Raw genomic sequence first — 25,280 nt, 5'->3', positions numbered from 1 at the left:
AGGGGTCCCTTCAGCACGCCTGTGAGGTGAGCTGTCGGGTTCGGGCGCGGAAGGGTTGCCCGGCCGCTGAGCGCGGCTACACCCCGAGCCCCGCGCGCGGCGAGACCGGCTCCTGGGGAAGCGAGGCCGGCCGCGTGAGTCGCGAGGCGAAAGTGGGTCCCCCACCCCTGCCCGATGCTGTTCTGGGGGTCGACGTCCGGCCGGGCAGGGTTCGACGGGACCGGAACGTCCACCGGTCATCGACCGGCGTCCTTTTTCTAGTGCATCCTCGACGCCCAGCCAAACCCGCCGCAGGGCCGCTGAGCAGCCAAGATGTCCCGCAGCCGCGACGAGCGCCCGGATTGTCCCGGCAGATTGCCCGAGATGTCCGTGATTCAGGCCACACAACCAATCACGAAGGCAGATCGCGTACTCTAGCCGCGTGTCGGACGAGAAGAAGCTGCCGCTGCGTACGGCCTTCGCCGTTTCCGTCTCGAAGACGGCGGCCGCGCTGTCGCGCGCTACCGGGCGAGGCGACGGTTCGGTCATCGGCGGCCGGCTCGGCATGATGATCGACCCCGACCTGCTCGCCCATCTGGCGGCGGGCCGGCAGATCGCGCTGGTCTCCGGCACCAACGGCAAGACGACCACGACCCGGTTCACCGCCGCGGCGCTGGGCGTCCTCGGCGACGTCGCGACGAACTCGTTCGGCGCGAACATGCCGACCGGGCACACCTCCGCGCTCGCCCGCGCCGGGACCACCCGTTACGCGGTGCTCGAAGTCGACGAGCACTACCTGGCCCAGGTCATCCAGGCGACCCAGCCCCGGGTGGTGGCGCTGCTCAACCTGTCGCGCGACCAGCTCGACCGGGCCAAGGAGGTCGCCATGATGGCCGACCTCTGGCGGCAGGCGCTCGCGTCGCACCCGGCGGTGCACATCGTGGCCAACGCCGACGACCCGATGGTGGTCTACGCCGCCGGCGCCCACCCCGTCGCCGAGGTCACCTGGTTCTCGGCCGGTCAGCGCTGGCAGGACGACTCGCACGTCTGCCCGGCGTGCGGCGGCCACATCCAGCGCGGCGAGGCGGGCGGCTGGGCCTGCGCCAACGGCGACCTGCGTCGGCCGACTCCGCAGTGGACGTTGCTCGACGGCGAGGTCGTCGACCCCGAGGGCCAGCCGCACGAGGTGAAGCTCCAGCTTCCCGGCACGGTCAACCTGGGCAACGCCGCGACCGCGCTGGCCGTGGCCGCCCGGTTCGGGGTGAATCCGGTGGACGCCATCCCCCGGCTCGGCTCGGTGGCCAGCGTGGCCGGCCGCTACGCCCAGGTGGAGCGCGAGGGCCGCCTGGTCCGGCTGCTGCTGGCGAAGAACCCGGCGAGCTGGCTCGAGGCGTTCGAGATGGCCGACGTCGCGCCGACGCTGCTGGCGATCAACGCCCGCGACCCCGACGGGCTGGACACGAGCTGGCTCTACGACGTGGACTTCAGCCCGCTCCGGGGGCGTCAGGTCCTCGTGAGCGGCGATCGGGCGATGGACCTGGCGGTCCGGCTGGAGATCAACGATGTGCCGTTCACGCACGTCAAGACCTTCGCCGACGCGGTCGGTGCGGTGCCGCAGGGCCGCCTGGAGGTCATCGCCAACTACACCGCTTTCCAAGACATCCGAGCGGAGTTGGATCGTGTCCTTTGATAGCCCAGCCTCTGAGGTGAACGGTGGCCTGCAGATCGTCTGGGTCTACCCCGACCTGCTCTCCACCTACGGCGACCGCGGCAACATGCTGATCCTGGCTCACCGCGCCCGCGCCCGCGGCATCCCCGCCCAGACCGTCGAGGTCCGCTCCGACCAGCGGCTGCCCGAGCAGGGCGACATCTACCTGCTCGGCGGCGGCGAGGACGGCCCGCAGGCGCTCGCCGCGCAACGGCTGCTCAACGACGGCGGGCTGGCCCGCGCGGCGGCGAACCGCGCCGTGGTCTTCGCCGTCTGCGCCGGCTACCAGCTCCTCGGCAGCAGCTTCTTCGCCAAGGGCGACAAGTGCCCCGGCCTCGACATGATCGACATCAGTTCGGACCGCGGCCCCTCGCGCGCCGTCGGCGAACTGGCGGGCGACGTCGACCCCACGCTCGGCCTCCCGCCGCTGACCGGCTTCGAGAACCACGGCGGTCGCACGCATCTCGGCCCCGGCGTCAAGCCCCTGCTCCGCGTCACCACGGGCGTCGGCAACGACGGCGTCACGGAGGGGGCCTGGTCCGAGACGATTCTCGGGACGTACGCACACGGCCCGGCCCTGGCTCGTAACCCTGCGCTCGCAGATCTCCTGCTCTGCTGGGCGACCGGCGAACAGTCGCTGGGGCCGCTGGACGACACCTGGCCGGATCGGCTCCGGGCCGAGCGGCTCACCGCCGTCGGCCGATGACGACTGCTGACACCCCGGCGGCGGACTTCCGGCGCCGGGCGCTGATCCGTGCCGGCGCCCTCGCTCTCGGTGTGGGCGCGGTGGCGTTGCTAGCCAGTCGAGTTCCCCTGGGCTCGGTGCCCGACGAGGTACGCGAGCTCGGCGCGTTCGGCCCCGCCGCCGCCGTCGTCGCCGGAGCCGCCCTGCTCATGGCGCTCGTTCCGCGTACGGCGATCTCGTTGGCCTGCGGCTTGTTGTTCGGTGCGACGGCCGGGGCGGGCGTGGCCCTGGTCGCGGCGGTCGGCGCTGCCATCGCGACGTTCTGGCTGGGTCGCTGGGCGGGCCGGGAAACCGTGCGACGGCGGTTGCGCGGGCGCATCGCGCGGTTGGACGAGTGGCTGGCCCAGCGCGGCACGCTCGCCGTGGTGGTCGTCCGCCTCCTGCCGATCGCACCGTTCGGCCTCGTCGGGTACGCGTACGGCAGCTCGGCGACGCGTTTCCGGCATTACCTGGCGGGAACGGCGCTCGGCGGCGCGCCCAGCGCGTTCGCGTACGCCGCCATCGGGGCCGCGGTCGTCTCACCGGACGGCGTCACCCTGCTCACCTATCTGCCCGCCGCCCTGGGCGCGCTCGTCAGCGCGAGTGCGGCCGTCTACTGGCGAGTGACGTCCCGCCGCTCGTGATCTGAGCGAAAGCCCAGCACGGTCAGGTGGGATCTACCAGACTGGCGTCATGTTCAGTGACATTCTGGGCATACCGGCCCATCCGCTCTTCGTGCATGCGGCGGTCGTCTTCGTGCCTCTGCTGGCGCTGTTCGCCATCGTGTACGCCTTCGTCCCACGCTGGCGGGCGAAGACGGGGTGGCTGACCGCCGGGCTGGCGGTGCTCGCGCCGCTGGCCGCGCTGGCCGCGAAGCTGTCCGGCGACAAGTTCATCGCCGCTCGCTTTCCCGCCCAGAAGCCGCTGAAGGTGCTGCAGCATCGCTCGTTCGGCACCGCCACCTTCTGGTGGACGCTGGCCCTGGGTCTGGCCGTGGGGCTGCTGTTCTGGGTGCTTCAGCGCACCCCGCAGACACCCTGGCTGCGGACCGGAGCACAGGTGGTGGTGCTGGTGCTGGCCGTCGTCACGGCCTATTACGTCGTGCGTACCGGGGACTCCGGCGCCGAATCAGTGTGGGGGCGTACATGACATCCACTCGCCGGGCCTTCGTGTCCGGGATCGCCGGAGCCGCGGGGGTCGCCGCGACCGGATTGGCCGCCGCGTGCGGCAGCAGCAACGGCGGCGGTTCGACCGCCACGCCGACGGCGCAGGCCACGACCGAGGTGACCGCCCCGACCACGCTGGGCAAGACGGCGGACATCCCGGTCGGCGGCGGCAAGATCTTCGCGACTCAGGAGGTGGTGGTGACGCAACCGACCGCGGGCTCGTTCAAGGGATTCAGCGCCATCTGCACCCACATGCATTGCACGGTCGGCACGGTGGCCAACGGCACCATCAACTGCCCCTGCCACGGCAGCCAGTACTCGATCACCGACGGGGCGGTCAAACAGGGACCGGCCACCATGGGGCTGCCGGCGAAGAACGTGACGGTCAACGGCGACTCGATCGTCCTGCAGCCGTGACCCGGTGAGGGCGGCGGTGCGAAGCCGCCCTCACCGGGTGGAATCACCGGCCGGCCGGGCCGGCCAGGGTCACAGCTGTCCCAGACTGAGCCGCCAGATGCCCCGGCCGTGGGTGGCGACGTAGACGGAGTTGTCCACAGTCGAGTACTCCACGTCCATCCCGACGGTCAGCGGCAGCCCGGACCCGAGCCGCTGCCAGGTCGCCGTGCCGCCCGGCCGGTAGAAGGTGGCCAGGTCGGTGGTGAGCACCAGCGCGCCACCGGGCAGCAGCTTGATCGAGCTGGCCGGAACGTCCGGAAGGTTCGCCGAGACGTCCGTCCAGTCGGCCCCGCCGTTGTGCGACTCGAAGACGTGGCCGAATCCCGCGCCCGGTCCCTCGGTGAAGCGCCGGGAGAACCCGTTCATCGCGAGGAACACGTGCTGGCCGTCGGTCGGGTCGACCTCGATGCCCTGCACGAACCGGTTCGGCACGACGCCGGTCGACGGCAGGGCCAGTTGGTGCCAGCTGGTCGGGTCGCCGATCTTGCCCGTGGCCACGCCGCGGGTGAACCCGGCGTTGTTGCACGGCCCGCACCAGCCCACGTACGCCGTCCCGCCGGCCACCGCGACCGAGGTGGCGGTGTGCCCGGCCCCCAGGTCGAACACGCTCTTCCACTGCTTGCCGGTGCGGATGGCGAAGCCCAGGTCGTTGACCCACACGTGCTGGCCGCCGGCCACCCAGACATTCGGGTTGCCCGCGTCCGGCGAGAACGGGGCGATGAAGCGGGCCGGCTCGTCGCCCGGCCGGTTCGTGTACGGCTGGATGTCGTACGAGGTCGCCTTGTCGATCGTGTCCGCGCCAGGGTTCACCGCGCAGTTCTCGGTCGAGCGCATCGCCAGGTTGGTGTACTCCTGGACCTGCTGGCAGAAGTTCTGCGGGTTGGCCAGCGAGTCGCCGCCGTCGCCGCCGAAGTGCGAGCCCATCACGGTGTCGCCGGGCCGCAGGATGGACGCGCCGTTGTCCTGCAGGCCGCCCGCCACCCCGACGCCGGAACCGTCCTTGCCGACGGAGACCGAGTAGTACTGCAGGGCGTCGATGGTCCCGTCGTTGAGGCTCTGCCAGTCGGTCGCGTGCCCGTCGCGGTTGACCGCGCCGTTCACCGGGCGCCGGAAGACGCCGCCGTCGTTGCCGACGTAGACGTAGGCCTTGCCCTGATAGCTGCCGACCGCCACGGAGTGCTGGTCCGGGTGGGTGCTGTCCGGGCAGGTGTTGTCCTTGTCGCTGATCGCCCAGCAGCCGAAGTAGAAGTTCCAGTACGGGCCGATCGTCTTCCAGGTCGCCCCGGCGTCCGTGGTCTCATAGACCTCCTCCAGGCCCAGCCACACGTGCTTGGGGTTGGCCGGATCGACCTGCAGGAAGTGGTTGTACCAGGACTGGATGCCGGGACCGTAGCCCTTGCCGCCGACCGACTGCTTCAACGCCGAGCCCGAGTTCGCCAGCTTCTCCGACTCCGCGATCTTCGACCACGGCCCGGCCGGGTCACCCGAGTTCGAGACGTAGACCCCGTCGAGGTAGCTGTTGACCGTGCCGACCAGCTTGTTCAGCAGCTTGGGCGACTGGTTGACCGCGTACAGGGCGCTGCCGTCGGCGGCGTACGCGAAGGTGACCCGGCCGATGTCGTCCGCCGGGATCGCCCCGGTCGGATTCACCTTGTGCCAGCTCGCCGAACCCTGGGTGTAGTCGGCGGTCTCGTAGAACCCGTTGTAGGTGTCCCCCGACCGCCAGGCGATCGCGGCCACGACGTGCTTCGGGTCCTTCGGGTCCGGCGCGATGTCGTTCACGATGTTCTTGTACGCCGCGTTCGCGTTGCCCGCGTCGGCTCCACCCGGCAGAAACGACGGGTTGGGGGCGTACTGGAGGGTCCAGGCACCGGTCGCCGTCGTCGCGGAGTGGCTGTAGACCCCGCGGTTGGTGGCCGCCCACACGGTGCCGCCCGCGAAGCGCAGCTTGGAGATGACGCTGCTCTCCAGCTCGGTCCCGCCGACCCGGCCGGCCGGAGTGAACTGGCCGCTCACCGGATCCGCCAGGCGATACACCCCGGATCCGGCGTACGCCGTCCCACCGGTGTTGGCCTCGCCGGTGCCGTACCAGAGCGAGCCGTCCTCGGCGAGGACGAGGGTGCCGCTGGACAGCGACGGAAGCTGGTCGGCGATCGGGGTCCACTGGCCGCCGCCGGTGGACGAGCGCCAGACGCCGCCGTCCGCGCCCGCGGCGTACACGTGCCCGGCGTTGTCGGCGACGAGACCGGTGATCCGGCCCGTCACATTCCCCGCGCCGCCGCTGGAGTTCGAGTACCAGTCGCGATACCGGGGATCGTCGGCGTCGTAGACCTTGTTGGTCACCTCGCTCCACGTCCCCGCCGTCTTCGGCATCGAGGTGAGTTGCGCGTACGCCGCGCTGTAGGCGCCCGGCGCGACGATGCCCGGCGAGGTGCGGGCGTCGGCGAACTGCTGCGCGATGGTCAGCGCCTCGAACGCCTCGTCGGCCGGATTCTCCCCGGCCTCCCCCGCCATCATCTCGGCGAACTCGTGCGGCTGGAACGGCGTGCCCGCGCCGGGTTCGTCGAGCACCCCGATCTCTTCCCAGAACTTCTCACCGGCGGCCGCCGCCCCGCCGGCCCCGACGAGCAGGACGGCCGCGATGGCGGCGGTTATCTTGCGACGTCGCGTGGCCAATAGCTTCATGAGCCACAGCTTCGTCGCGCCGCCCGGAAGCGATCATCGACCGATGTCCCCAGTTTTGTCACGGGGTACGTCCATAGACGGCGAACGGCCCGTCTCCTCACGTAGACGGGCCGCCACCTGGGATGACAGTGTTGTCATCTAACGCTCGAAGGTCACACGACGACGCTGACCATCCGGCCCGGGACGACGATGACCTTCCTCGGCTCCTTGCCGGCCAGCGAGTCCGCGACGGCGTCCAGCGCCGCCGCGCGTACCACTTCCTCCGCGGCGGAAGCCGCGACCTCGATCCGGCCGCGGACCTTGCCGTTGATCTGGACCGGGTAGGTGACCTGGTCCTCGACCAGCAGGGCCGGGTCGGCCTGCGGGAAGTCGGCGTAGGTCAGCGAGTCGTCGTGACCCAGCTTGCGCCACAGCTCCTCGGCGATGTGTGGGGCGAACGGCGCGACCATCAACGTCAGTGCCTCCGCGGTGGCCCGCGGCGTGCGCCCCAGCCGGGTGATGCCGTTGGTCAGCTCGATCAGCTTCGCCACCGCGGTGTTGAACCGCAGCTCCGACATGTCCTCACGGACGCCCGCGATGGTCTTGTGCAGCAGCCGCTGGGTCGCCTCATCGGCGGCCTCGTCGACGACGACGGCCTGACCGGTCTCCTCGTCGACGATCGCCCGCCAGACCCGCTGCAGGAACCGCTGCGCGCCGATGACCGCCCGGGTCTCCCACGGACGGGACACCTCCAGCGGCCCCATCGACATCTCGTAGACCCGGAAGGTGTCCGCACCGTACTGCGCGCACATCTCGTCCGGAGTCACGACGTTCTTCAGGGACTTGCCCATCTTCCCGTACTCGCGGTCGACCTTCTCGCCCTGCCAGACGTAGACGCCGCTGGACTCCTCGGTCACCTCCTCGGCCGGGACGTAGACGCCGCGCTCGTCGGTGTAGGCGTACGCCTGGATGTAGCCCTGGTTGAACAGCCGGTGGTAGGGCTCGAACGAGGACACCTTGCCCAGGTCGAACAGCACCTTGTGCCAGAAACGGGCGTACAGCAGATGCAGGACGGCGTGCTCGACGCCGCCGACGTACAGGTCGACGCCGCCGGACTCCTGCCCCGGCCGCGGGCCCACCCAGTACGCCTCGTTCGCCGGGTCGACGAACGCCTGGTCGTTGGTGGGATCCAGGTAGCGCAGCTGGTACCAGCAGGAGCCGGCCCACTGCGGCATCGTGTTCGTCTCGCGTACGTAGCGCTTCGGGCCATCGCCCAGGTCCAGCTCCACCTCGACCCATTCCCGCGTACGCGACAGCGGCGTCTCCGGCGAGGTGTTCGCGTCGTTGGGGTCGAACAGCTTCGGGGAGAAGTCGTCGATCTCGGGCAGCTCCAGCGGCAGCATGGACTCGGGCAGCGCGATCGGCTCCTCGCTGACCGTGCCGTCCGGCAGCACCTCGTAGACGATCGGGAACGGCTCGCCCCAGTAGCGCTGGCGGCTGAACAGCCAGTCCCGCAGCCGGTAGGTGATGGCCCCCGTGCCGTGGCCGTCGGCCTCCAGCCACTCGATGATCTTCGCCTTGGCCTCGGTGACGCCCAGCCCGTCCAGGCTGGTGCTGACCTCGGAGGCGCTGTTGATCGCCGGGCCGTCGCCGGTGTACGCCTTGCCCGTCCAGCCTTCCGGCGCCTGCACGGTCCGGATGATGGGCAGCTCGAACACCTCGGCGAAGGCCCAGTCGCGCTCGTCCTGGCCGGGCACCGCCATGATCGCACCGGTGCCGTAACCGGCCAGCACGTAGTCGGCGATGAAGACCGGGACACTGCGGCCGTCGACGGGGTTCGTCGCGTACGCCCCGGTGAAGACGCCCGTCTTCTCCTTGGCGTCGGCCTGTCGCTCCACATCGGTCTTCGCCGCCGCGAACGCCCGGTACGCCGCCACCGCCGCGGCCGGCGTCGCGTGCCCGCCGGTCCACTTCGGGTTCGTGCCCGCCGGCCACTCCGCCGGGGCCAGCGCGTCAACCAGCTCGTGCTCCGGAGCCAGGACCATGTAGGTCGCCCCGAACAGGGTGTCGGGACGGGTGGTGAACACCTTGATCACGCCGGCGTCGGCACCGAAGTCGACATGGGCGCCGGTCGAGCGGCCGATCCAGTTGCGCTGCATCAGCTTGATCGGTTCCGGCCAGTTCAGCGTGTCCAGATCGTCGATCAGCCGATCTCCGTACGCGGTGATCCGCATCATCCACTGCTTCAGGTTGGCCTTGAAGACCGGGAAGTTGCCCCGCTCGCTGCGCCCGTCGGCGGTGACCTCCTCGTTCGCCAGCACCGTGCCCAGCCCGGGGCACCAGTTCACCGGCGCGTTCGACGCGTACGCCAGCCGCGACCGGTTCAGCACCGCCCGACGCTCGTGGACGGACAGCTCCGACCAGGCGCGGCCGTCCGGCGTCGGGCGCTCGCCCGCGGCGTACGCGGCTTCCAGCTCCTCGATCGGGCGAGCCTTGCCGGCTTCCTCGTCGTACCAGGCGTTGAAGACCTGCCGGAAGATCCACTGGGTCCAGCGGTAGAAGGCCACATCGGTGGTGGCGACGCTGCGCCGGTCGTCGTGGCCCAGGCCCAGCATCCGCAGCTGCGCGCGGTAGCGCTCCACGTTCTGCTCGGTGGTCACCCGGGGGTGCGTGCCGGTCTGCACGGCGTACTGCTCGGCGGGCAGGCCGAAGGCGTCGAAGCCCATCGTGTGCAGCACGTTGAACCCGGCCATGCGGTTGAACCGCGCGAAGACGTCGGTGCCGATGAAGCCCAGCGGGTGCCCGACATGCAGGCCCGCCCCGGACGGGTACGGGAACATGTCCAGCACGAACTTCTTGTCAGCGCCGGAGCGGGGGTGGGCGGGATCGGCGAGCGGGCCGACCGGGTTCGGCGAGTGGAACGTGCCGTTCGCCGCCCAATAGTCCTGCCAGCGCTTCTCGATCTGGTTCGCCAGCGCCGCCGTGTAGCGGAACGCGGGGGTGTCCGCCTCGCTCATGTGTCAGGTCCCCTCGGGTGATGCAAAGTTCAAATCAAGATCAAAAGCAGGCAGCTGACATTCCGTTTGTGGGCGCAAGCGCCCACAAAAAAACCCCTCACGCAGGAGGGGTCGCCGTGCTCACGCTCGAAGTGGCGTTAGCACGGCTCGCTAAGGAGCTCGAAAGTCCGGCCCATGCACCGCAGTGTACCGCTGCGCAAGAGGTAGCGTCGAACCGGTAGCGCGGATTGTTGCCGGGAGCAAGTAACTCGGGGAGACTTCTCCCACACTGAGAGCCGCCTCGCCGACGGCGGGCCTGCAACCCACGGGCGGGGCTGGGGCGTCTAACAGACGCACCGGAGGTCACGATCTTGAGGAGGCCCGTTGACCACCCGTAACCCCCTGACGCCTGGGTCGTGGGACGGCGGCCGCGAGGAGCTCAACCCAGCTCTACCGGCCGAAGAGTTCCAGTCGGCGGCGGAAGCCATCGTCGCCAACATCGAGCAGGTCATCGAGGGCAAGACGGCCACCGTCCGGCTGGCGCTCGCCGTGCTGCTCGCGGAGGGCCATCTGCTGATCGAGGACGTCCCCGGCGTCGGCAAGACGAAGCTCGCCAAGGCGCTCGCGCGGTCGATCGACTGTTCCGTGCGGCGCATCCAGTTCACCCCCGACCTGCTCCCCAGCGACGTCACCGGCGTGAACGTCTACAACCAGGAGAACCACGACTTCGAGTTCAAGCCCGGCGCGGTCTTCGCCAACCTGGTGGTCGGCGACGAGATCAACCGGGCCTCGCCGAAGACCCAGTCCGCGCTGCTCGAGTGCATGGAGGAGCGGCAGGTCACCGTCGACGGCGTCACCTACCCGCTCCAGACGCCGTTCATGGTCATCGCCACCCAGAACCCGATCGAGATGGAGGGGACCTATCCGCTGCCCGAGGCGCAGCGCGACCGGTTCACCGCCAGGATCGCCATGGGCTACCCCGACGCCAACGCCGAGCTGGCGATGCTCGACGTGCACTCGGCCCAGGACCCGCTGGAGAACCTGGTCGCGGTCTCCGACGCGGCCCGCGTCCGCGAGATGATCGCCACCGTACGCGCGGTGCACGTCTCCGACGCCGTGAAGAACTACGCGATCTCCCTGGTGACGGCCACCCGTGAGTCGGGCGACCTGCGGCTGGGCGCTTCGCCGCGGGCCACGCTGCAACTGCTGCGGACGGCGAAGGCGATCGCCGCCCTGGACGGCCGCGACTACGTCCTGCCGGACGACCTTCAGGCGCTCGCGGTGCCCGTCCTGGCGCACCGGATCATCCCGACCGCCGACGCTCAGCTTTCTCGGCGTACCACTGATGCCATCGTCTCGGATCTGGTGCACCGCCTGCCGGTGCCGAGCGAGCGGCGGCAGGGCACGCAGGCTTTCGAGCGGAGGTGATGACGCCGTGCGCGAGGCGCTGAGCGGCCTGACCACGCGGGGGCGAGCGTTCTTCGCCGCGGCTGCCGCTGCCGCGCTCGCGTCCCTGATCCTCGGCGAGCGGGACCTCATGCGCGTGGCGGCCCTGCTGGCCGTGCTGCCCTTGCTGGCGGCGGCCTATGTGGGCCGGTCGCGCTACAAGCTGTCCTGCACGCGGACCCTGGAGCCGCACCGGGTGCCGGTCGGCTCCAGCTCCCGGGTCGTGCTCCGGCTGGCGAACATGTCCCGGCTGCCCACCGGGACGCTGCTGCTGGAGGACCGCCTCCCGTACGCGCTGGGCAGCCGGCCGCGGCTGGTGCTGGAACGGCTCGGCGCGGGCCAGGCGAGTTCGGTCGCCTACACGGTCCGCGCCGACGCCCGCGGCCGGTACGAGGTGGGCCCGCTCGCGATCCGCATGACCGACCCGTTCGGGCTGTGCGAGCTGACCCGGTCCTTCCCGAGCACCGACCATCTGGTGGTGATCCCGCAGGTCGTGCCGCTTCCCTCGGTACGCCTCGCGGGCGAGTTCGCGGGGTCGGGCGACTCCCGGGCGCGCTCGGTGTCGGTACACGGCGAGGACGACGCGGCGACCCGCGAATACCGGCACGGCGACGACCTGCGGCGGGTGCACTGGCGCTCGACCGCGCGCGTCGGCGAGCTGATGGTCCGCCGTGAGGAGCAGCCCTGGGAGAGCCGGGCGACGATCCTGCTCGACTCCCGGGCGGTCGCCCACCGAGGCGAGGGGCCGACGGCGAGCTTCGAGTGGGCCGTGTCCGCCGCCGCCAGCATCGCGATGCACCTGCGCGACGCCGGATACCGGATCCGGCTGGTCTCCGACGGAGACATCGACGTCGACGCGCACGACGCGGCCGGCGAGGCGCACCTGATGGACCGGCTGGCCGAGGTCAAGACCAGCAATCGGAGCACGCTGGCCGCCCTGGTCGAGCACTCCCGGCGGCGGTCCGACGGCGGCCTGATCATCGCCATCCTGGGCCAGCTCGGCGAGCCGGAGACGCAGATCCTCGCCGGGTTGCGGGCCAGCGGCACCACCTGTGTCGCGTTCGCGATCGACGCCTCGACCTGGCTCAACCTGCCACCCGAGGCCCGCGCGACCGCCGACCGCGACCGGGCCGCCACCGCGCTCGCCCTGATGCACAACGGCTGGCGGGTGGTCGGCGCGGAGCACGGCGCCAAGCTCGCCGCGCTCTGGCCGCACGCCGGCCGCGGTTCGGCCGGGTTCGCCTGGCGCGCCGCGCTCGCCGAGACCGCCCTGCCCACGACGGGCCGACGATGACCGCAGAAAGGCTGGTGCTCTCGTGACCAACCGTCGTCACCTCGGCTTCGTCGCCGCGGCGGCCACCCTGCTCGCGGCCACGCCGCTCGCGGGGATCTTCCAGACGTGGACCTGGCTGATCGAGTCCGCGTTCGCCGTCGGGGTCGTGGCCGCCACGGCGGCAGGGGTACGCGCCCTGCGTGGCCGAGCCGCCGCGCAGGGCTTCGGCATGCTCGCCGCCCTGGTGGTGATCCTGACCCTGCTGTTCTCCAACGGGCACTCGCTGATCGGGATCATCCCGACGCCGGACACGATCAAGTACTTCGCGTCGCTGCTGTCGACCGCCGGTGACCAGATCCGGGACAACGGCGTACCCGTGCCCGATCTGGACGGGCTGCTGTTCCTGACGGTGTTCGGCATCGGGCTGGTCGCGATCATCAACGACCTGCTCACCGTCGCGATGCGGCGGCCGGCTCTGACCGGGCTGCCGATGCTGGCCATCTATGCCGTGCCGATCGCGGTCTACCCCGACTCGGTCGCGGTCGTCCCGTTCGTCTTCGCCGCGGCCGCGTACCTGTGGCTGCTGGTCAGCGACAATGTGGACCGCGTACGCCGATTCGGGCGGCGGTTCACCGGCGAGGGCCGCGACGTCGACGTGTGGGAGCCGTCCCCGCTGGCCTCGGCCGGCCGGCGGCTCGGCGTGGTCAGCGTGATCGTCGCGATCGTCATCCCGCTGCTCATCCCCCAGCTCAGCTCCAGTTTCTTCGACCAGTTCGGCGGGAACGGCGAAGGCGGGAACGGCACCGGCTCCGGCCGGGGCGGCCTGCAGGCCAACCTGTTCGCCGACCTCAGCGGCCGGTTGAACCAGAAGGAGGTCATCGACCTCGTCAAGGTCACCACGACCGACGCCAACCCCTACTACCTGCGGTTCGGGGTGGCCGACGAGCTGAGCGCGGGCGGCTTCGGCACGCGGGTGCCCAACGGCACGAGCATCGGCAACCCGCTGCCCGACCCGTACCAGCGGCCGTCGTTCGGCGTGACGCGGGAGAAGTACACGGCCAATGTCGAGGTGTCCAAGACGTTCGACATGCCGCTGCTGCCGGTGTACGCCGAACCGGTGCAGACCCGCAAGATCGGCTCGGACTGGTCCTACGACCAGAACATGCAGGTCGTCTTCTCACTGCGATCCCGGTCCGGCGGGCGTACCTACGACTTCGACTACGTCCGCTCGACCTACACGCCGCAGGAACTCAACGAGGCGCCCGAGCTGTCGGCCGAGAACGCGATGCGGCGGCAGTTCACCGCGGTGCCCCTGGTGGCCGAGGTCCGCAAGCGGGTCGACGAACTGACGAAGGACGCGAAGACGCCGTACGAGAAGGTCCGTGCGATCTACGACTACTTCTCCGCCAAGAACGGCTTCAAGTACAGCCTCGAAGTGCCGACCGGCACGTCCGGCCAGAAGATCGTCGACTTCCTGAACAACAAGACGGGCTTCTGCGAGCAGTACGCCGCCGCGATGGCCTGGCTCGTGCGTACGGCGGGCATCCCGGCGCGGGTCGCGTTCGGCTTCGCCCGGGGCAACAACGTGCGCGTCGCGAACGGGCAGTACACGTTCACGCTGACCAACCGCAACCTGCACGCCTGGACCGAGGTCTACTTCCAGGGCTTCGGCTGGGTGCCGTTCGACGCGACGCCGAGCACCTACGTCGCGGGCTCGGTCGCCTCCGCGTGGGCTCCCGACCCCAACCAGACCACCGGGCCGTCGGCGAACCCGTCGTTCAGCCCCGGCCCGGGCGGAGACGCCGGGGACGACCTGCCCGACAAGGGCCTCGGGGCCAACGACCCGGACGCACAGTTCGGCGCCGACGGCCAGCCCATCGAACAGACCGTGATGTGGCCGTGGTACCTGCTCGCCGGCGCGGTGGCCCTGGTGCTGCTGCTCAGCGTGCCGGGCGTACGCCGCCGGATGCTGCGAACCCGCAGATCCCGGTCCGACGGCATACCCGCCGACCCGCTGGAGGTCACCCCGACCGGGACGATGGTGGTCATCTCCGACACCAACGCTGACCGGGCCCGGAACCTGGCCCACGACGCCTGGGACGAACTGCTCGACACCCTGGTCGACTTCCGGGTGCCGGCCGACCCCGCCGAAACCCCGCGCGCGGTGGCCCGGCGACTCATCGCCGAACAGGAACTGCCCCAGGCGACAGCCGACGGAGCCCAACGGCTCGCCCTCGCCGAAGAACGCGCCCGGTACGCCCGCAACCCGCTCGACCCGCAAGCACTGCCGGACGCGCTACGGCTCATCCGGCGGCACCTCGCCAGCACCTCCGACCGGCGTACGCGCGTCTTCGCCGTGCTCATGCCGCCGTCGGTGCTGGCCCGGTGGCGGATCGGACTCTTGGAAGGGCTCAGCCGTGGCGTCCAGCGGACGGGACAGCTCCGCGAGTTCCTCCTCCGGTTCAATCCGCGGCGGCTACTCGCCTCCCGATGACGCTCGCTCCACTCGCGGGCTCTCGCGGGCTCGGCGCCTCCGGCGCCGAGCCCGCTCGCTTCCCGCGTCGCTCTCCGCACGCCCGTCGCTTTCCGCGCCCGTCGCTCTCCGCGCGCCCGTCGCTCTCCGCGCCCCGTCGCTCTCCGCGCCCCGTCGCTCTCCGCGCCCCCGTCGCTTTCCGCGCGATCATGAACTATCGGTCGTGATCGACCGGCGTGTCGTGTCCCCGGCACCCTGATCGTTCCCCCAACTCAATGATCAACTCCGCGGCGGACGGCGGACGGCGGACGGCGGACGGCGGACGGCGGACGGCGGACGGCAGCGAGGGTGGCGGACGGCCGACGGCGGACGCAGCGAGGGCCGGGCGCGACGGACGGCGGACGCAGCGAGGGTGGCGGGCGCGACGGACGGCGGACACAGCCAGGGCCGGCGGGCGCGACGGACGGCGGACACAGCCAGGGCCGGCGGGCGCGACGGACGGCGGACACAGCCAGGGCCGGCGGGCGCGACGGACGGCGGACACAGCCAGGGCCGGCGGGCGCGACGGACGGCGGACACAGCCAGGGCCGGCGGGGTACGCGAAAGCCCTCGTCCCGCTGGACGAGGGCCACACGCGGTGCAGCGACTGGGCTAGAAGCGGCCTTCGGGCCGATCCCGCCAGCGCTGCTCGAGGCGGCCGAGCAGGCCGCCGGAGGAGCGACCGCCACCGCTGCGTACGCGTCGGGCGGCGGTGCCGTCGACCGCGCGCAGCTCCCGGTTGTGCGCACGGCGTTGGGATTGGATGGCGAAGGCGGCCGCGGCGAGCATCACCACGAAGCCGGCCACGCCGATCAGGGTGTTGCCGTCGATCGCACCCCAGACGACGAGGGCCAGCCCGGCGGCGACCACCAGGCCTGCGATGATCATGCGCCGACGCGCGTGGAAACGCGGATCGGTGCTGCGCACCGCCGAGGCGAACTTCGGGTCCTCGGCCAGCGAGCGTTCGATCTGTTCGAACAGACGCTGCTCGTGCTCGGAGAGCGGCACGGCACTCCTCCCCGGTGATCCCCGGGTCGACTCACACCGACGCCGGTTGGTGGGATGTTCCCACCTCCGGAGGCGACGAGCGGGGGTCGACGGACTCCCAGCAGCCAGGTGGCCGCTGCACCCCAAGTCTACGAGGCGGTGAAGCCGTCGGAAAGCGGGTCGAGTCGGTCCGGCTCGGCGCGTTTGTCCGGCTGCCTCCGGCGGTCCCCTGCTTTCAGCAGGCTGGCGGGCTTCACGGCGGCCCGGCCGAACCGGCTCGCCGCCGCGTCGATGGCACGTTCCGCTTCCCGCCAGCCGCGTTCGGGCTCGCCGAGGGCAAGCTGCCTAGCTGCGCCTTCGGCTCCGGCCAGGCCTTCGACGCGGACGCCGATGAGCCGGATGCGGTCGGTCGGCCCGAGCGCCCGGAACAACGTCCACGCCGTCTGGAAGATCTCTTGGGAAACGTCGGTGGCGACCGGCAGCGTCCGGGACCGGTTGATCGTCTTGAAGTCGGCGAAACGGACTTTGATCGCGATCGTGCGTCCGCTTTGGCCGGCTGCCCGCAGGCGCGCGCCGACCTGTCCGGACAACGCCAGCATGGTCTGCTTGATCCGCTCGTGATCGGACACGTCGATGTCGTAGGTGGTCTCCGAGCCGACCGACTTCTCCTCCCGGCCGGTGGTGACCGGGCGCGGGTCCCGGCCGGAGGCAAGTTCGTGCAGGTGGGTGGCGGCCGCGTCGCCGACGGCCGAGCGCAGCAGACCCATTGGGGCCTGCGCCACGTCGCCGACCGTCCGCAGGCCGACCCGATGCAACTGCTCGGCCGACCGCTCGCCGACGCCCCAGAGGGTCGAGACCGGCAGCGGATGCAGGAACTCCAGCACCCGGGCGCGGGGAATGAGCAGCAGGCCGTCCGGCTTGGCGCGCGCCGAGCCGAGCTTGGCCAGGAACTTCGTCGGCGCGATCCCGACCGAACAGGGCAGCTGCAACTCGCGCGCGATCCGGGCGCGGAGATCGATCGCGATCTGCGCGGGCGGCCCGAGCAGCCGCCGCGCCCCGGCCACGTCGAGGAACGCCTCGTCCACGCTCAACTGCTCGACCAGCGGCGTCACGTCACGCAGGATCGCCATCACCGCTCGGGAGGCCTCCCCGTACGCCCCGGAGTCGGGCGGGATGAAGATGGCCTGAGGGCAGAGCGCCCGCGCCCGGCTGGTCGGCATGGCGCTGCGTACGCCGAAAGCCCGGGCCTCGTAGCTCGCCGAGGAGACGACGCCCCGGCCGCCGGTGCCGCCGACGACGACCGGCTTGCCCCGCAGCTCCGGATGCCGCCGCACCTCCACGGAGGCGAAGAACGCGTCCATGTCGACGTGCAGGATGGAGCAGTCGGTGTCGTCGCCGCCGGGGCCGAAGTCCCGTTCCTCGCGCCCGCGCTCTCGCCCCATGTCCGCAGGTTAGCGCCCGGGTCTGACACCCACTGTCAGCCACTAGGGGGTCGGCGCTAGAAGGTCGGCGCTAGAGGGTCGAGTGGACGAGCAGCGGAATCTCCATCTCGGCCCGCGTCCGCGCCCCGTGCAGCCCGACGAGCTGAAGGATGCTGGCCGGTTCGTGTGCGCTGGCCTGGATCGACCAGTCCTCCCGGCAGACCACCACGATGTCGCCGAGCCGCTCCGCGTGTGCCGGCGGTATCGGGCCGTACCAGCCGGTCGCGACGGCCTCCTCGCGTACGCCGATCCAGGCGGCGTGGCCGGCGAGGTCTCGCCAGGCGGCGAGGACGTCCGGCAGCGCACCGGGTTCGGTGTGCAGGTACCGGACGCGGGGTTCGCCCGCGACCGCCCGGAGCCCGGCCGACAACTCGGGCACGGAGTCCAGGTCGATCCGCCGATCCCATGGCGAGATGAGATGGCCGTGGTCGGCGGTGATGAGCAGGGCGCTGTCCGGCGGCAGCTCCTCCTGCAGACGGGCCACGGCTTTGTCCACATCCGACATGGCCAGCTGCCACTCCGGCGAACCCGCGCCGTGTTCGTGCGCCGCCTTGTCCACGTTGGGCAGGTACGCGTACACGCAGCGGGCTCCGGAGCGCAGCGCGCCGGCGACGCCGGCCACCATCTCGTCCGCACCGGTCGCGCCGACGTAGCCGAGATTGCCGGTGCTGCGCCGGGTCAGCCCGGTCGCCTCGAAGACCGGGTTGTTGACCACGGCGGTCGTCATTCCGCCGGCGCGTACACGATCGAGCAGCGGTGTGACCGGCTGCCAAACGAGCGGGTCCGGGTCGTCCCGCCAGGCGATGTGGACGAGGACCTCGTCGGAGCCCGGCACGATCGTCGTGAACGCCAGTACGCCGTGCTCGCCCGACTTCGCCCCGGTGCCGAGGCTGATCAGGCTGGTCGGCGTGGTCGACGGGAAGCCACAGGTGATCGGCCGCCCAGTGGCGGTGAGCGCGGCCAGCGCGGGCGCCTGCTCCCGGCCGAGGGCGAGCTGATGCCAGCCCAGCCCGTCGAGCAGCAGCACCACGACCTGACGTACGCCGGCCAGCCGCCCGGCGAGGCCGAGCGGATCCTCCAGCCCCGGTACGCCCAACGCCGTCAGCGCGCCGGGGAGGACGTCGCCCAGCCAGCCCCTGGCGTAGTCGGGCGCGATCTCGTCGAACAGGTAGGCATCGCCGGCGCCTGCCTCGGCGAAGGTCGGAAAGCTCATGCCCGCGCCAGGACGTGCAACTGCGTCGCGATGTCCCGGTACGGCGAACGGGCCGCGGCGGCCAGCTCGAACTGCACGAGAGCCTCGGGATCGGCGTCGGCGATGGGGCCGGAGACGAGGTCGGCGAGGACGCGTACCCCGTGGATCTGCTCGACGGCCAGCCCGGCGCCGGACAGCACCGCGGAGATCTCCTCGGCGTCGTAGCGACGGCGGATGCCGTCGAGCGCGCCCGGCGCGAGCAGCGACTCGGCCTCGGCGATCCGCCCGGACATGGCCTTGGCCAGCACGGCGGCCGCCCGGTTGGCGACCACGACGCTGGCCGCGCCGCCGGGCCGCAACGTGGTCGCGAGCGCCGCGGCGACCCGCGCCGGATCGTCGACCACCTCCAGCACGGCGTGGCAGAGCACCAGGTCCGCCGAGCCGGGCTCGATCAGGTCGGCCAGCCCGTCCGCGTCGCCCTGGATGGCGGTGAGCCGGGAGCTGAGGTTGGCGTCGGCCGCCCGGCGGATCGCCGCAGCCAGCGCGTCCGGGCTCGGATCGACCACGGTCACCCGATGCCCCGCCTCGGCCAGCGGCACGGCGAAACCGCCGGTCCCGCCGCCGACGTCGATCACGCGCAACTGCCGGTCGCCGGCTCGCTCCAGCTCGCCGCGGAGCACGGCCCAGATCACGGCGGTACGCGCGGAGCCGCTGCGGTGGTGAGTGCGTTCCATCGGGACAGCCTCCATCGCCTCAGCATAGAAGGACCCCGGCCGGATCGGGCCGCCCGCCGCCCGCCCGTCCCCCGTCCCGCCGCCCGCCCGTCCCCGGTCCCGCCGACCGCCCGCCGCCCGTCCGGCGCCCGCCCGGCGTTGATCATGGAGTTTCCGGTCATGACACACCGGCGACACCACAGTTAACTCGATGATCAACGGCGCGAGCGCGGGAGGGAGCGGGAGCGGAGGGCGCGAGCGAGCGGGAGCGAGCGGTCGGGGCGGTCAGTGGGCGGGGGAGACGGCGACGGCTGTCCCCCACCGCTGGCGTACGCGCTCGACCTGGTCGCGGGTGAACGTGCCCTGGACCACGACGGCGCAGCGTACGGGGTCGATGTAGGAGGAGTAGTCGCTGAGCCCGGCGTCGGGCAGCTCGGCCTTGACCCCGCTGAGCTGGGCCAGGCTGTGGTCGCACCGCACGACCCGGTACGCCTGCGCCCCGGCTGCCACGGCGATGCGCTCGTCCCAGGCCGCCTGGTCGGCGGTCGGACCGATGGCCACGACATACGCCTTCCGCGGGTCGCCGCCGTCCCAGCCCGCCCCGACGAACACGTCGGACCGGCCCGCGGCCAGGTCGGTGAGCGCCTTCGCGCCGGGGTGCCCGTCGAACCCGCCGACGTTGGCCGGGTTCCCGGCGACCACGAGGACGACGACGTCGCCCGCGCCGAGCCCGGCGCCCGCCTTCGGTTCGCTCAGGATGACCGTGCCGGCGTCGACGAGGACCTCCGGGGCGTACCGGACGACGGCGGCGAGCCGGCTCTCGGCGATGAGCTTGAGGGCGTACCGCGCCGACTGGCCCTTGACGTCGGGGACGCGCACCCCGTCGGCCGGGTCGTCGGTCGGGCGCACCTGCGGCGCCGGCCCGTTGGCCGCTTGCACCCCCGGCTGGGCGCAGCCACCGGCGGCCACGCCGGCGACGGTGACGAGCGCGGCGAGCACGATTGAGCGTCGCATCGGCGGCGTCCTCCCTACCTCACGTGAGCGCTGGATCAGCGTTCTGGGCCGAATCTTCCTTCAAGATTCGACCGGGAACCCTGATCCAGCGCCAGAAAAACCACAGACAATCAGCTGGTCGCGATGTACACGTCGAGGGCGGCCTCGATCGAGTCGAACGATTCGGCGTACATGTAGGTCGAGGTGTTGGTGCGGGTGCCCGCGCCGCCGACGATCTGGCCGACGGCCGAGGCGGTGGTGCTGCCGTTGCGGAGGTAGACCGGTCCGCCCGAGTCGCCGGCCCGCACGATGGTCTCGCCGTTGCGGTAGAGGACCAGCAGCCCGGCGGTGCAGCCGACGCCGTCGCAGATCTGCCCGGTGACGCTGATGACGGTCAGGCTGCAGATCGCGGTGGTGACCATGCCGCTGGAGCAGATGCCGCTGCTCCCGGTCGTCACATAGGTCCGCGAGGTGACCGTACGCGTACAGGGCGAGCAGGGCTCGACGTGGATGACGTTGTCGTAGGTCTCGGCCGAGGAGTAGACGCGGCGGGCGTCGGTCGACGGGTACTCGCCCTGGATCGTGGCCTGCGATACCCCGTAGTACTGCGTCGAGGAGTAGACCGAGTCACCGGTGGCGAAGCAGTGCCCGGCGGTCGTCATGCCGACGATGCCGTTGGTGCTCCGGCTGCGCACCATGAACCCGCTGGTGCAGGTGTTGGACGCGGTGTTCGAGCTGTAGTTCTTCCGGATGCCGGCCCCGCCGAAGTGGGGCTCGCCGTCGTTGAGCCGGCCGGTGCGGCCGACCGGGCCGAGCTCCACCACGCCCCGGTCGCCGAGCAGGGCGGCGAGCTTCTCGGCCGCCTTGGTCTGCGCGGCGTCCACCGTGACGTGGAACTTCGAGTCCACCGGGTCCAGGTGGAAGGCGTACGCGAATTTCGAGTTGGCGTTGCGCCATTCGGTTCCCGTCAGGACCGCGTACGCGTCGGCGATGGCGGTCGCGGAGAAGCACCCCGTCTGCACCCGCAGTTCGGGCGCGCCTTCCCCAAGGCTGGACTGCGCGTCAGCCAGTTGCTTCGCCAGTTCGGGCGTTCCCGCGTACTCGGGAGTGACGACGGCGACCAGCGACTGGCTGGAGTAGTCCGGGGCGAAGCCGATGAGCCCGCGCGTGACCTTCTTCGTGACCGTCGCGGAGCTGGGCACGTGCCCGAATATCCGGTCCTCGACCCCGACGAGCGCCGCGGTGGCGCGCTGGCCCTTCTCCCCCACCAGCCATTCCTGATACGGATATGTCCCGTCCTCGTCGGGAGCCGCGGTGCGCAGTGCGGCGGCGACGGCCGGCGTCCCACCGGTGACCACACAGGACGAAGCGGCCGGCTCCGCCGTGGCCGGCAGCGGCATCAGCGCCGTGACCAGGATCCCGACGGCCGCCACCGTGAGTGACCTCGATCGCATCTGTATGCCCTCCCCGCGCTTGCCGTGCAACTTGCAACGCAAGGTAGTCGCGAGTGGACGCAGCGGGCAAGACCCATCCGTGCCGACGGATGTCACGTTCCGGTCAAGATCGGCTACCGGAAGTCGCGTGAGGACGGTCTTGTCGCGATCGGGAGATGCTCCAGCCGTTCCGCGGACAGATTGACGACACCGCTCGCGACCTCCAGCCGTCCCCGGATCAGCAGGGCGCCACTGGTGCGGGCGACCCGGCGATGCCGCACCCACAGACCCGGCGAGCAGACCACGTTGAGCATGCCGGTCTCGTCCTCCAGGCTGAGGAAGGTCACGCCGCCGGCGGTGCCGGGCCGCTGGCGGTGCGTGACAAGCCCGCCGACCAGCACGCGGGTGCCGTCGGGCGCCCGGCCCAGCTGCGCGATCGGGATGGCGCCCCGCCCGTCCAGCATCGCGCGGACCAGCCGGATCGGGTGGTCGTCCGGGCTCATCCCGGTCGCCCACACGTCCGCGACCAGCTTGTCCACATCGTCCATCCCGGGCAACGCCGGCGCGTCCAGGCCCGCGATGGTCCCGGGCAGGCGGTCCGGCCGGTCCTGCGCGGCGGCCCCGGCGGCCCACAGCGCGGCCCGCCGGTCCAGGCCCAGTGGGGCGAAGGCGTCCGCGGTGGCCAGGGCTTCCAGGTGCGCGGTGGTCAGTTCCGCACGCCGCGCCAGGTCCGCCAGATCGCGATAAGGGCCGCCGCGGTCCCGTTCCGTCACGATGCGCTCGGCCACTTCCTCCCCAAGGTTACGCACAGCGCCGAGCCCGAGCCGGACAGCGGGGCCGCCCAGTCCCCAGCGGCTCGGCGGCTCACCGGCGACCGACCCCCAGCGGGCAGCCCCCTCACTCTCCAAAGTGGCCTTCGCGTGGCTCCGGTTGATGTCCGGGCGGCGTACCTCGACTCCGTGGCGCCGGGCGTCGTCGGTCAGCGACTGCGGCGAGTAGAACCCCATCGGCTGCGCGTTGAGCAGCGCGGCGAGGAACGCGGCCGGGTGGTACCGCTTGAGCCAGGAGCTGGCGTAGACGAGGTACGCGAAGCTCATCGCGTGGCTCTCCGGGAAGCCGTAGGAGGCGAACGCCTCCAGCTTGGCGTAGACGTCGTCGGCGACCGGGCCGGTGATCCCGTTGGCCGCCATCCCGGCGTAGAGCCGATCGCGCAACCGGGCCATCTTCTCGACCGACCGCTTGGCGCCCATCGCCCGGCGCAGCTGGTCGGACTCGTTCGGGGTGAACCCCGCGACGTCGATGGCCAGCTGCATCATCTGCTCCTGGAACAGCGGTACGCCCAGGGTCTTCTCCAACGCGTTGCGCATCAGCGAATGCGGGTAGGTCGGCTCCTCCAGCTTGTTCTTGCGGCGGATGTAGGGATGCACCGAACCGCCCTGGATCGGGCCGGGGCGGATCAGCGCGACCTCCACCACCAGGTCGTAGAACTCGCGGGGTTTCAGCCGGGGCAAGGTGGACATCTGCGCCCGGCTCTCCACCTGGAACACGCCGACCGAGTCGGCCCGGCACAGCATGTCGTAGACCTCCGGGTCGTCCATCGGCATGTTCGCGAGATCCATCTCCTCACCGAGGAACTCGAAGGCGTACCGCAGCGCCGAGAGCATGCCGAGCCCCAGCAGGTCGAACTTGACCAGGCCGATGGCGGCGCAGTCGTCCTTGTCCCACTGGAGCACGGTCCGGCCGGGCATCCGCGCCCACTCCACCGGGCACACCTCGATCACCGGACGGTCGCAGATCACCATGCCGCCGGAGTGGATGCCCAGGTGCCGGGGAAAGGTCATCACCTGGTTGGCGAACTCCACCACGTGGTCGGGGATGCCCTCGTTGCGGCCGTCCTGGGCGTCGATCCCCGACCACCGGTCCAGCTGCTTGGACCAGGCGTCCTGCTGGCCCGGGGAGAAGCCGAAGGCGCGGGCCATGTCGCGGACCGCCGACCGCGGCCGGTACGAGATGACGTTGGCGACCTGGGCCGCGTGCCGCCGCCCGTATTTCTCGTAGACGTACTGGATGACCTTCTCCCGCTGGTCGGACTCGATGTCGACGTCGATGTCCGGCGGGCCGTCCCGTTCCTCGGCGAGGAACCGCTCGAACAGCAGACGATGCGCCACGGAGTCCACATTGGTGATCCAGAGGGCGTAGCAGACCGCGCTGTTGGCCGCCGAGCCCCGGCCCTGGCAGTAGATCCGGTTCTCTTTGCAGAACTTCACTATGTCGTAGACGATCAGGAAATACCCCGGATAGTTGAGCTTGGCGATCAGCGCCAGCTCGTGCTCGATCTGGGCGTACGCCGCCGGATGGTTCGGCCCGTAGCGGGCCTCGGCCCCCTCGTAGACGAGCTTGCGCAGGTAGGAGTTCTCGTCATAGCCCGGCGGGACCGGATAGGGCGGCAGGTTCGGCGCGACCAGGTGCAGGTCGAAGGCGAGTTCCTCGCCCAGCCGGGCGGCGTTGGCGACCACCCCCGGGAAGTACGCGAACCGCGCCGCCATCTCCTCCCCCGACCGCAGGTACGCCGTACCCGCGGCGGGCAGCCACGGATCGATCTCGTCGAGCGACCGCCGCGCCCGGACCGCCGCCAGCGTCGTCGCCAGCCGCCGTCGCCCCGGCGCGTGAAAGTGCACGTTGTTGGTGGCGACCGCGGTCAGCCTCCGGCTCTCCGCCAACGCGAAGAGCGCCTCGTTGCGGTCGACGTCGAACGGGTCGCCGTGGTCGATCAGCTCGACGACGACGTTCTCCCGCCCGAACAGGTCGACCAGCCGATCCAGCTCCCGTTCCGCGGCGCTTTCCCCCTGCCGGGCGAGCGCCTGGGGAACGTGGCCCTTCCGGCAGCCGGTCAGCACCACCGCGTGATCCTTGACGGCGGCGGCGATCTGCTCGACGTCGTACTTCGGGCGCCCCTTCTCACCCCCGGCCAGCTGCGCCTCCGCGATCGCGGCGGACAGCCTCGCGTACCCGTGCTGGCCCCGGGCCAGCAACAGCAGATGACGGCCGGCCGGATCAGGCTCCCCCGCCTGGGCGCCCGGCAGATCCAGGCTCAACTCGGAGCCGAAGATCGTGGGCAGGCCCCAGTCCCGGGCCTCCTCCGAGAACCGCACCACGCCCGGCATCCCGTCGTGATCGGTCACCGCCAGCCCGGTCAACCCCAGGCGGACAGCCTCCCGGACCAGTTCCTCCGGATGACTCGCCCCGTCGAGGAAACTGAAATTCGTGTGGCAGTGCAGTTCGGCGTACGCGACCTCGGCCTGCCGCCGGACCAGCGCCGGCGCCTGCGGGCGCTCCCGCTTGCGGCTCTGCGGACCGATCTCGTCCTCGGCCAGCGGATCCACCACCCGGCCCGCCTCGGGCCCGGACAGCCGCCGCTCCAGCTCCTTCCACGGCAGCGCCTCACCACCATTGAACCGACTCACCCGAACAATTGTACTAACCCCCCGCGGGTTTTCCGCGCGATCATGAACTAACGGTCGTGATCAACCGGCGTGTCGTGTCCGCAGCGCCCTGAT

At 71.3% G+C, this 25,280-nt stretch carries 17 protein-coding genes and 1 riboswitch; of the genes, 8 read left to right on the top strand and 9 right to left on the bottom strand.

Annotated elements, in window-relative coordinates; translation table 11 throughout:
• Positions 1-2: 2 nt before the first annotated feature.
• Positions 3-112: riboswitch (cyclic di-AMP (ydaO/yuaA leader) on the bottom strand.
• A 327-nt stretch (positions 113-439) separates the two neighbouring features.
• From HDA40_RS32275 to HDA40_RS32255, 5 genes are read left to right on the top strand one after another with little or no spacing between them, the layout of a single operon-like run.
• Entirely contained in the window at positions 440-1,669 is a 1,230-nt protein-coding gene (locus tag HDA40_RS32275) for a MurT ligase domain-containing protein (RefSeq protein WP_253763888.1), read from the top strand.
• A 16-nt stretch (positions 1,670-1,685) separates the two neighbouring features.
• Complete coding sequence (locus tag HDA40_RS32270) at positions 1,686-2,393, top strand: type 1 glutamine amidotransferase (protein WP_253761574.1); 708 nt, start codon at positions 1,686-1,688, stop codon at positions 2,391-2,393.
• On the top strand, positions 2,390-3,055 hold the full coding sequence (locus tag HDA40_RS32265; protein WP_253761573.1) for a TVP38/TMEM64 family protein: 666 nt from the start codon (positions 2,390-2,392) through the stop codon (positions 3,053-3,055). Before HDA40_RS32270 ends, HDA40_RS32265 begins: the two co-directional genes overlap by 4 nt.
• 49 nt (positions 3,056-3,104) lie before the next feature.
• Entirely contained in the window at positions 3,105-3,560 is a 456-nt protein-coding gene (locus tag HDA40_RS32260) for a DUF2231 domain-containing protein (RefSeq protein ID WP_253761572.1), read from the top strand.
• Positions 3,557-3,994 (top strand): Rieske (2Fe-2S) protein, encoded by a 438-nt coding sequence (locus HDA40_RS32255; RefSeq protein WP_253761571.1) that lies wholly within the window; start codon positions 3,557-3,559, stop codon positions 3,992-3,994. Before HDA40_RS32260 ends, HDA40_RS32255 begins: the two co-directional genes overlap by 4 nt.
• A 69-nt stretch (positions 3,995-4,063) precedes the next feature.
• On the opposite strand, the gene HDA40_RS32250 is transcribed toward HDA40_RS32255, so the two are convergent.
• Together HDA40_RS32250 and leuS are read right to left on the bottom strand one after the other, a co-directional pair.
• A complete protein-coding gene (locus tag HDA40_RS32250) occupies positions 4,064-6,718 on the bottom strand; it encodes a beta propeller repeat protein (RefSeq protein ID WP_253761570.1) in 2,655 nt (884 codons plus the stop codon).
• Between the two features lie 152 nt (positions 6,719-6,870).
• Positions 6,871-9,714: a leucine--tRNA ligase gene (gene leuS, locus HDA40_RS32245; RefSeq protein ID WP_253761569.1), complete on the bottom strand. Its 2,844-nt coding sequence runs from the start codon at positions 9,712-9,714 to the stop codon at positions 6,871-6,873.
• 381 nt (positions 9,715-10,095) lie between these two features.
• Between leuS and HDA40_RS32240 the strand changes: the two genes are divergently transcribed.
• Genes HDA40_RS32240 through HDA40_RS32230 form a run of 3 tightly spaced genes read left to right on the top strand, consistent with a single transcriptional unit; the run spans position 10,096 to position 14,906 of the window.
• Entirely contained in the window at positions 10,096-11,121 is a 1,026-nt protein-coding gene (locus HDA40_RS32240) for an AAA family ATPase (RefSeq protein WP_253763887.1), read from the top strand.
• A gap of 7 nt (positions 11,122-11,128) precedes the next feature.
• On the top strand, positions 11,129-12,433 hold the full coding sequence (locus HDA40_RS32235; RefSeq protein WP_253761568.1) for a DUF58 domain-containing protein: 1,305 nt from the start codon (positions 11,129-11,131) through the stop codon (positions 12,431-12,433).
• A 22-nt stretch (positions 12,434-12,455) separates the two neighbouring features.
• Entirely contained in the window at positions 12,456-14,906 is a 2,451-nt protein-coding gene (locus tag HDA40_RS32230; protein WP_253761567.1) for a transglutaminase TgpA family protein, read from the top strand.
• Positions 14,907-15,536: 630 nt separating this feature from the next.
• Here HDA40_RS32230 and HDA40_RS32225 read toward each other — a convergent pair.
• From HDA40_RS32225 to HDA40_RS32195, 7 genes are all read right to left on the bottom strand, one after another.
• Positions 15,537-15,932 carry an SCO2097 family morphological protein gene (locus tag HDA40_RS32225; protein ID WP_253761566.1) on the bottom strand — a complete coding sequence of 132 codons (396 nt, stop codon included), beginning with the start codon at positions 15,930-15,932 and terminating at the stop codon, positions 15,537-15,539.
• A 128-nt stretch (positions 15,933-16,060) separates the two neighbouring features.
• Positions 16,061-17,353, bottom strand: coding sequence for a DNA polymerase IV (locus HDA40_RS32220; protein ID WP_253761565.1), 1,293 nt, complete (start codon positions 17,351-17,353; stop codon positions 16,061-16,063).
• Positions 17,354-17,423: 70 nt separating this feature from the next.
• The gene (locus HDA40_RS32215; protein WP_253761564.1) at positions 17,424-18,605 is read right to left on the bottom strand and encodes an alkaline phosphatase family protein; all 1,182 of its coding nucleotides are present in this window, start codon (positions 18,603-18,605) and stop codon (positions 17,424-17,426) included.
• The gene (locus HDA40_RS32210) at positions 18,602-19,318 is read right to left on the bottom strand and encodes a methyltransferase domain-containing protein (RefSeq protein ID WP_253761563.1); all 717 of its coding nucleotides are present in this window, start codon (positions 19,316-19,318) and stop codon (positions 18,602-18,604) included. Before HDA40_RS32210 ends, HDA40_RS32215 begins: the two co-directional genes overlap by 4 nt.
• A gap of 264 nt (positions 19,319-19,582) precedes the next feature.
• The gene (locus tag HDA40_RS32205; RefSeq protein ID WP_253761562.1) at positions 19,583-20,311 is read right to left on the bottom strand and encodes a PASTA domain-containing protein; all 729 of its coding nucleotides are present in this window, start codon (positions 20,309-20,311) and stop codon (positions 19,583-19,585) included.
• A gap of 110 nt (positions 20,312-20,421) precedes the next feature.
• On the bottom strand, positions 20,422-21,744 hold the full coding sequence (locus HDA40_RS32200) for a chymotrypsin family serine protease (RefSeq protein WP_253761561.1): 1,323 nt from the start codon (positions 21,742-21,744) through the stop codon (positions 20,422-20,424).
• Between the two features lie 113 nt (positions 21,745-21,857).
• Entirely contained in the window at positions 21,858-25,187 is a 3,330-nt protein-coding gene (locus HDA40_RS32195) for an error-prone DNA polymerase (RefSeq protein WP_308197789.1), read from the bottom strand.
• Positions 25,188-25,280: the final 93 nt, after the last annotated feature.

Origin of the sequence: Hamadaea flava (assembly GCF_024172085.1) — a bacterium.
GTDB classification, from domain to species: domain Bacteria; phylum Actinomycetota; class Actinomycetes; order Mycobacteriales; family Micromonosporaceae; genus Hamadaea; species Hamadaea flava.
This window is presented reverse-complemented; position numbering and strand designations above follow the sequence as displayed.

What these genes read in the sequence shown, in the direction of transcription:
- leuS (WP_253761569.1), bottom strand. Translation starts at nt 9,714, where the DNA reads ATGAGCGAGGCGGACACCCCCGCGTTCCGCTACACGGCGGCGCTGGCG.
- HDA40_RS32260 (WP_253761572.1), top strand. Translation starts at nt 3,105, where the DNA reads ATGTTCAGTGACATTCTGGGCATACCGGCCCATCCGCTCTTCGTGCAT.
- HDA40_RS32215 (WP_253761564.1), bottom strand. Translation starts at nt 18,605, where the DNA reads ATGAGCTTTCCGACCTTCGCCGAGGCAGGCGCCGGCGATGCCTACCTG.
- HDA40_RS32255 (WP_253761571.1), top strand. Translation starts at nt 3,557, where the DNA reads ATGACATCCACTCGCCGGGCCTTCGTGTCCGGGATCGCCGGAGCCGCG.
- HDA40_RS32200 (WP_253761561.1), bottom strand. Translation starts at nt 21,744, where the DNA reads ATGCGATCGAGGTCACTCACGGTGGCGGCCGTCGGGATCCTGGTCACG.
- HDA40_RS32210 (WP_253761563.1), bottom strand. Translation starts at nt 19,318, where the DNA reads ATGGAACGCACTCACCACCGCAGCGGCTCCGCGCGTACCGCCGTGATC.
- HDA40_RS32220 (WP_253761565.1), bottom strand. Translation starts at nt 17,353, where the DNA reads ATGGGGCGAGAGCGCGGGCGCGAGGAACGGGACTTCGGCCCCGGCGGC.
- HDA40_RS32265 (WP_253761573.1), top strand. Translation starts at nt 2,390, where the DNA reads ATGACGACTGCTGACACCCCGGCGGCGGACTTCCGGCGCCGGGCGCTG.
- HDA40_RS32205 (WP_253761562.1), bottom strand. Translation starts at nt 20,311, where the DNA reads ATGCGACGCTCAATCGTGCTCGCCGCGCTCGTCACCGTCGCCGGCGTG.
- HDA40_RS32250 (WP_253761570.1), bottom strand. Translation starts at nt 6,718, where the DNA reads ATGAAGCTATTGGCCACGCGACGTCGCAAGATAACCGCCGCCATCGCG.